Origin of the sequence: Streptococcus sp. DD11, from assembly GCF_001578865.1 — a bacterium.
GTDB classification, from domain to species: Bacteria; Bacillota; Bacilli; order Lactobacillales; family Streptococcaceae; genus Streptococcus; species Streptococcus panodentis.
This window is the reverse complement of sequence record NZ_KQ969394.1, coordinates 23,825-30,272: the sequence shown is the minus strand read 5'-3', so window position 1 is coordinate 30,272 and position 6,448 is coordinate 23,825. Positions and strand designations below refer to the sequence as shown.

The 6,448-nt window shown below is 47.1% G+C and carries 5 protein-coding genes; all 5 read left to right on the top strand.

Annotation, left to right across the window (positions count from 1 at the left end):
- Positions 1-1,412 (top strand): ABC transporter substrate-binding protein (locus STRDD11_RS06120; protein WP_128836831.1); only part of this gene is annotated, 1,412 nt, incomplete at its 5' end.
- A gap of 64 nt (positions 1,413-1,476) precedes the next feature.
- Positions 1,477-2,973 (top strand): ABC transporter permease, encoded by a 1,497-nt coding sequence (locus tag STRDD11_RS06115; RefSeq protein WP_128836408.1) that lies wholly within the window; start codon positions 1,477-1,479, stop codon positions 2,971-2,973.
- On the top strand, positions 2,973-3,899 hold the full coding sequence (oppC, locus tag STRDD11_RS06110) for an oligopeptide ABC transporter permease OppC (protein ID WP_128836405.1): 927 nt from the start codon (positions 2,973-2,975) through the stop codon (positions 3,897-3,899). Before STRDD11_RS06115 ends, oppC begins: the two co-directional genes overlap by 1 nt.
- A gap of 8 nt (positions 3,900-3,907) precedes the next feature.
- On the top strand, positions 3,908-4,975 hold the full coding sequence (locus STRDD11_RS06105) for an ABC transporter ATP-binding protein (RefSeq protein ID WP_128836403.1): 1,068 nt from the start codon (positions 3,908-3,910) through the stop codon (positions 4,973-4,975).
- 10 nt (positions 4,976-4,985) lie between these two features.
- Complete coding sequence (locus STRDD11_RS06100) at positions 4,986-5,912, top strand: ATP-binding cassette domain-containing protein (RefSeq protein WP_128836401.1); 927 nt, start codon at positions 4,986-4,988, stop codon at positions 5,910-5,912.
- The last annotated feature ends 536 nt before the right edge of the window (positions 5,913-6,448 follow it).

Sequence of the window (6,448 nt, the reverse complement as noted above, 5' to 3'; positions counted from 1 at the left end):
TTCTCTACCCGGTCAACAAAGAATTTTTGGAGTCTAAGGGGGACAAATTTGCTCAGGCAACAGACCCGACCAGCCTGCTCTACAATGGTCCTTTCCTGCTTAAATCCATCACAGCAAAATCATCTATCGAATTTGCCAAAAATGAAAACTACTGGGACAAGGAACATGTCCACGTAGATACGGTCAAGCTGTCCTTCTTTGACGGACAAGACCAGGGCAAACCGGCTGAACAGTTTGACCAAGGCGCTTTGAGCGTTGCCAGAGTCTTTCCGACCAGCCCGACTTATGCTAAAATCGAGGAAAAATACAAGGACAATATTGTCTACACACCTCAGGATGCAGCGACGTTCTTAGTTGGTACCAATATTGACCGTCAGTCTTACAACCATACGTCTAAGACGACCGATGCGCAAAAGTCTTCAACCAAGAAAGCCCTGCTGAATAAAGACTTCCGTCAGGCTCTGACCTTTGCCTTCAATCGCCAGTCCTATGCTTCTCAAATCAATGGCCAAGAAGGGGCAGACAAGATTCTGCGCAATCTCTATATTCCGCCGACCTTTGTGCAGGCTGGAGACAGCAGCTTTGGCGATCTGGTGACTGCAAAGATGGCGGCTTACGGTGATGAGTGGAAAAATGTTGATTTTTCAGATGCTCAGGACGGCCTGTATGACGCCAGCAAGGCTAAGGCAGAATTTGCCAAGGCTAAGTCAGCTCTGGAAGCAGAAGGAGTGGAATTCCCTATTCATCTGGATATCCCGGTTGACCAAACCGCTACAACCAAGGTTCAGCGTGTTCAGTCACTCAAGCAGTCCATCGAGGAAACACTGGGAACAGATAATGTAGTCGTTGATGTGCAGCAGATGAGCAAAGACGACTCCCTGAATATCACTTACTATGCAGCTTCAGCAGCTGAGGAAGACTGGGATATTTCGAATAATGTCGGCTGGTCTCCGGACTATCAGGATCCGTCAACCTATCTTGAAATCATCAAGCCCGGCGGTGAAAACACCAAGACTTTCTTAGGCTTTGAAGGAACAGACAATGCAGCGGCAGCACAGGTCGGCCTGAACGACTATGCTGCATTGGTGGATGAAGCTGGAGCTGAAAAGCTGGATCTCAACAAGCGCTACGAAAAATATGCGGCAGCGCAGGCTTGGCTGACAGACAGTGCCCTGCTCACACCAATCAACTCCAAGACTGGTACACCGGTCATCACGAAGATTGTACCGTTTACTGCTCCCTTTGCCTGGTCAGGTGCTAAAGGACGCGATTTGGCTTCCTATAAATACCTGAAACTTCAGGATACGCCTGTAACAGCTGAGGAGTACAGCAAGGCGCAGGAAAAATGGAATAAAGAGCGGATTGAGTCCAATAAAAAGGCTCAGGAAGAATTAGCTGACCATGTGAAATAAACGTGTCAAGAGAACTTTCTCTACTAGAGGAGAAAGTTCTTTTGGGATTTAAAGGAAACGATAAATGAAAAAATATATTTTGATGCGTATCTTACGCTCCATCGTGTCGATTTTCTTGGTAACAACCTTGACCTATACCATTATCTATACCTTGGTTCCAAGAAGATTGATTTTCAAGCAGGACCCTAACTACAATAAAATAGCCACCGACAAAGATAAGAAGACCAATTATGAAAATACCATCTATGAGCGGATGGGCTATATTGACTATTATGACACCAAGGAACTGCAGGAAAAAGCCAGCAAGGAAAATTCCTCTGTGACGACAGAAGTGTCGGAAGAAAACAAAAAAATTTATCAGCAGTATATTGATAAGCTTGGCAATGGCTGGAAACTGCAGCAATTGCCGCTAAGCGAAGAGTTTTATGCTGTGCGGGAAGTGCCTGTCTATGAGCGTGTTCTTGAGTTCTATGCCAATCTGATTCAGATCGACCACCCCAACGCTGTTCAGGATGAGGATAATCCAAATCTGGAGCGCTATATCCGTATTGAAAATGATCCGTCTGTCGGCTGGGCTCTTGTCGGATCTGGTACCAAGCATAAATATCTGATCTACTTCAACGGACAGTTCCCATTTATCCATCAGAACTTCATTACCTTTAATCTGGGCAACTCCTACCCGACCTATGCCAATATCCCTGTTCTGCAGGTGATTACGCAGGGACAGGGACAGACCAAGTCTGCTGAAGTACAGTTCCCGACAGGCAAGAAAACCTCGTCTGTCAATATCTACTCCCGGACCTACAAGTCACCTGGCAAGGCTGATTCGCAGGATATTGCCAAGTATGGCAAGGGCGATGCCTATACGGCGACCCAAAGCAATTATCAGAACCCATCCATGATTACCAGCTCAGCCATTATCGGCTTGATTGGTGTTGCCCTGTCTTACCTGATTGCTGTGCCCCTGGGGTCTTATATGGCTCGGCTCAAGGACACTTGGTTTGACAGCCTTTCAACGGCTGCCCTGACCTTTATGATGTCGCTGCCGACCATCGCCTTGGTCTACATCGTTCGTTTGGCTGGATCAGCTGTCGGTCTGCCGGACTCCTTCCCGATTTTGGGAGCAAGCGACTGGCGTTCCTATGTCCTTCCGGCCGTCATCCTTGGATTGCTGAGCGCTCCTTGGACAGCTGTCTGGATTCGCCGTTACATGATTGACCTGCAGTCTCAGGACTTTGTCCGCTTTGCGCGTGCCAAAGGGCTCTCTGAAAAGGAAATTTCCAACAAGCACATCTTCAAGAATGCCATGGTGCCGCTGGTGTCTAGTATTCCGGCTTCTATTGTCGGGGTGATCACAGGAGCGACCTTGACGGAAACGGTCTTTGCCTTTCCAGGTATGGGGAAGATGCTGATTGACTCTGTTAAGGCTTCTAACAACTCCATGGTTGTCGGCCTCGTCTTTATCTTCACCTGTCTTTCTATCTTCGCTCTCTTGCTGGGTGATATTCTGATGACAGTGCTGGATCCACGTATTAAATTAACATCAAAAGGAGGTAAATAATGGCTGCAATTGATAAAAACAAATTCCAATTTGTCAAACGTGACGATTTTGCCTCTGAAACGATTGATGCTCCGGCTTACTCTTACTGGAAGTCGGTGATGCGCCAGTTTCTGAAGAAAAAATCAACTCTGATCATGTTGGCAATCTTGACGACCATTATCCTCATGAGCTTCATTTATCCTATGTTCTCAGACTTTGACTTCAACGATGTCAGCAAGGTCAATGATTTCAGCATGCGCTTTATCAAACCGAGCGGTGAATACTGGTTTGGAACAGACAGCAACGGCAAGTCGCTCTTTGACGGCGTCTGGTTCGGTGCCCGCAATTCGATTCTGATTGCTGTAATTTCAACCTTTATCAACCTGATTATCGGGATTATCGTCGGCGGTATCTGGGGAATTTCAAAGTCTGTCGACCGTGTCATGATGGAAGTTTATAATATTATTTCCAATATTCCTCCCTTGCTGATTGTTATCGTCCTGACTTACTCTATCGGTGCCGGTTTCTGGAATCTGATTTTTGCAATGTGTATCACCCAATGGATCAGCATCGCCTATTCTATTCGTGTGCAGATTATGCGCTACCGCGATTTGGAATACAATCTGGCCTCCCGAACGTTGGGAACTCCGACCATGAAGATTGTTACTAAGAATATCATGCCGCAGTTGGTGTCTGTCATCGTGACGACTACTTCGCAGCTGCTGCCGAGCTTTATCTCTTATGAAGCCTTCCTGTCCTTCTTTGGACTGGGGCTTCCGGTGACAGTGCCGAGCTTGGGACGGCTGATTTCTGACTATTCACAAAATGTGACCACCAATGCTTATCTTTTCTGGATTCCGCTGACAACCCTGATCTTGGTATCCCTGACCTTCTTTGTCGTTGGTCAAAACTTAGCCGATGCAAGTGATCCACGTACACATAGATAGGAGTAAATATGACAAAAAATGAAAATGTAATATTGACTGCTCGCGATATTGTCGTGGAATTTGATGTCCGCGACCGAGTCCTGACAGCCATTCGCGGCGTCTCTCTTGAGCTGATAGAGGGGGAAGTGCTGGCTCTGGTGGGTGAGTCCGGCTCTGGCAAGTCCGTTTTAACCAAGACTTTTACCGGTATGCTGGAAGAAAACGGCCGGGTTGCCCAAGGTCAGATTGACTATCGGGGCCAAGACCTGACAGCTCTGAAAAGCCATAAGGACTGGGAACCGATTCGCGGTGCTAAAATTGCTACTATTTTCCAGGATCCGATGACCAGCTTGGACCCCATCAATACCATTGGCAGCCAGATTACCGAAGTGATTGTAAAACACCAGGGAAAGACAGGCAAAGAAGCCAAGGAACTGGCGATTGACTACATGACCAAGGTGGGGATTCCTGATGCGGAGAAACGCTTTGAGGAGTATCCTTTCCAATATTCCGGCGGGATGCGGCAGCGGATTGTGATTGCTATTGCGCTGGCCTGCCGTCCGGATATTCTCATCTGTGACGAGCCGACAACAGCTCTTGATGTGACCATTCAGGCTCAGATTATTGATTTGCTCAAGTCCCTGCAGCAGGAATACCATTTCACGACTATCTTCATCACCCACGATTTGGGTGTTGTGGCCAGTATTGCGGATAAGGTGGCGGTGATGTATGCTGGTGAAATCGTAGAATACGGAACGGTTGAAGAAGTTTTCTATGATCCTAAACATCCCTATACCTGGAGCCTGCTGTCCAGTCTGCCTCAGCTGGCAGCTGCAAACGGCGAACTCTATTCTATTCCGGGGACGCCGCCTTCTCTGTATTCCAGCATCAAGGGTGACGCTTTTGCCCTGCGTTCGAACTATGCCATGGAAATTGACTTTGAAGAACAGGCACCGGCTTTCAAGGTTTCGGACACTCATTGGGCCAAGACCTGGCTGCTGCATGAAGATGCACCTGAGGTGGCCAAACCCGAGATTATTGAGAATCTGCACGAGAAGATTCGTTCAAAAATGGGCTTCAATCAATTAGAAGCTTAGGAGGAAGGAAATGACTGAAAAATTAGTTGAAATTAAAGATTTAGAAATTTCCTTCGGTGAAGGAAGCAAGAAGTTTGTCGCTGTCAAAAATGCAAATTTCTTCATTAATAAAGGAGAAACCTTCTCTCTGGTAGGAGAGTCCGGCTCCGGCAAGACGACTATCGGCCGGGCCATTATCGGTCTCAATGATACCAGCGCAGGGGATATTCTTTATGAAGGCAAAAAGATCAATGGCCGCAAGTCCAAGGCAGAGGAAGCAGAGCTGATTCGCAAGATTCAGATGATTTTCCAAGACCCGGCTGCCAGCCTCAATGAGCGTGCAACGGTGGACTATATTATTTCTGAAGGTCTTTATAATTATCATTTGTTTAAAGATGAAGCAGAACGTCAGAAGAAAGTCAAGGATATTATCAATGAGGTCGGTCTGCTGGCCGAGCATCTGACCCGCTATCCCCATGAATTTTCCGGCGGCCAGCGGCAGCGGATAGGGATTGCCCGGGCCTTGGTCATGCAGCCGGATTTTGTCATCGCCGATGAACCCATCTCGGCTCTGGATGTGTCCGTGCGTGCGCAGGTTCTCAATCTGCTGAAGAAATTCCAAAAAGAGCTGGGGCTGACCTATCTCTTTATCGCCCATGATCTGTCTGTTGTCCGTTTTATTTCGGACCGGATTGCCGTTATTTATAAAGGGGTGATTGTGGAAGTGGCCGAAACAGAAGAACTCTTTAACAATCCTGTCCATCCTTACACCCAGTCTCTCCTGTCGGCTGTGCCGATTCCGGATCCGATTTTGGAGCGCAAGAAGATCTTGAAAGTCTATGACCCTAACCAGCATGACTATTCAACGGATGAGCCGGAGATGGTGGAAATCCGCCCGGGACACTATGTTTGGGCTAATAAAGCTGAAGCAGAAAAGTATAAAAAAGAACATCCATAAAAAGCTCGCCAGAGCTTTTTTTGCGGTTTGACAGGCCGGTCTGTTCCTGCCTGGTTTGCTGATGATTTTCATTGAGCAGCGTCATTTGTGCTCTTCGAAAATCTCTTCAAGCGACATCAGCGCCGCCTTGCTCCAACAGTCCAGAAGGACTGTTGGAGGCTGGGGATAGCACAAACGCAGTTTGTGTCAAAACAGTCCCTCAGACCAGTTCCCTGCTAAAAGCAAACGGAAGACTATATCAAAAATGAAAGCGGTTTATAGTTGACTGAAAGGGAAAGAAAAGGTATAATTTTATTAAATCATCATAATATAGTTATGGCAAAGGAGCCTGCAGAATCGCAATGAAGCGGACGTTTCAGTATCAGCAGGACGACTATGCCATTTTTTTGTCCCATTTTTCGGTGCTTTCTCTTTTTTCACTGTCAGCCAGCTTGTTGATCATTTCCTTTTTCTTTTATAGTCTTTTAGTTTGCTTTTAGTACGAGGCAGCGAGCGCAGACAGTACTGGCGTACGGCAAGGCGAGCTAACAAAGTAA